This window comes from Xanthomonas sp. SHU 166 (assembly GCF_000364685.1).
In the GTDB taxonomy this organism is placed as follows: domain Bacteria; phylum Pseudomonadota; class Gammaproteobacteria; order Xanthomonadales; family Xanthomonadaceae; genus Xanthomonas_A; species Xanthomonas_A sontii.
Window position 1 is genome coordinate 1 of sequence record NZ_AQOJ01000889.1, and the last position, 469, is coordinate 469.

The following is a 469-nucleotide window of genomic DNA, read 5'->3' on the forward strand; positions in this document are numbered from 1 at the left end:
GCGCGCCGACATCGTGCACGCGCGCTCGCGGCTGCCGGCCTGGCTGGGCTGGCGCGCGCTGCAGGGCATGCCGGCGGCGCAGCGTCCGCGCCTGGTCACCACCGTGCACGGGCTCAACTCGCCGAGCCGCTACAGCGCGGTGATGACCCGCGGCGAGCGGGTCATCTGCGTGTCCGAGACCGTGCGCGACTACGTGCTGCAGCACTATCCGCAGACCGATCCGGCGCGCCTGCGGGTGGTGCCGCGCGGTATCGATCCGGCGCAGTTCCCGCGCCGTCCCTGTCCCGATGCGCAGGCGCAGGCGCGGGCGTGGGCCGTCAGCCAGGCGCCGGCGTTGGCCGGGGATGGGCCGCTGCTGTTGCTACCGGGGCGCGGCACCCGCCTGAAGGGCCACGCCGATGCGCTGCGCCTGCTGGCGGCGCTGCGCGGCGAGGGAAGCGCCGCGCGGCTGTGGTTGCCGGGCGCGCGC

1 protein-coding gene is annotated in these 469 nt (G+C 77.0%); it reads left to right on the forward strand.

The features are described from left to right. Positions 1–469: glycosyltransferase (locus D180_RS20075; protein WP_017914174.1), on the forward strand; the 469-nt coding region annotated here is incomplete at both ends.